This window comes from Wolbachia endosymbiont of Drosophila incompta (genome assembly GCF_001758565.1).
Taxonomy (GTDB): domain Bacteria; phylum Pseudomonadota; class Alphaproteobacteria; order Rickettsiales; family Anaplasmataceae; genus Wolbachia; species Wolbachia pipientis.
Genome location: NZ_CP011148.1, coordinates 415,686 through 416,215, shown reverse-complemented (window position 1 = coordinate 416,215; position 530 = coordinate 415,686). Strand labels below are relative to the sequence as shown.

Below are 530 nucleotides of genomic sequence, written 5' to 3'. Positions count from 1 at the left end.
AGAGATAAAATTTACTTGTTTTTCATAAATTGTGTTGTATAATTTAGTATTGGTTGAATATAGCGAGGTGAGTTATGGATGGACTTGTAGATATAGCAAAATTGCTTTCAGATAATGAAGCTAATATCAATTGGCGTTACACCGGCCCTTTTGATAAAACAAAACAAAGAGTACAGGCAGGTAATCTCCTGCATTTAGCTGCAAGAATACAAAACAAAGGTAAATTTGTAGACATTTGTAAGCAGAACATTGCTTCTGTAACTGCGCATAATGAATATGGAGATAATCCATTTCATGAAGCAGCAAAAAGTGGAATTTTGCTGCCTGCAGTACAAGAGATTGTGAATGACTTAGAGAAGGAAGCTAATAACAAAATTACGAAAGCAGAAGAAGCTGGAGATCGGAAAGAAGTAAGCAGATTGAAAGAGGAACTCAAATGTAATAAAAAATATATTGAAGATGCGCTCTGCAGTAAAGGCTATGCTTTTAATAAGAAGAGGGAAACTCCTCTTTATTACTTAAATGCTGCA

At 34.3% G+C, this 530-nt stretch carries 1 pseudogene; it reads left to right on the top strand.

The features are described from left to right. Window positions 1–74 precede the first annotated feature (74 nt). Window positions 75–530: pseudogene (locus WG67_RS08240) on the top strand (ankyrin repeat domain-containing protein); the annotation flags it as partial.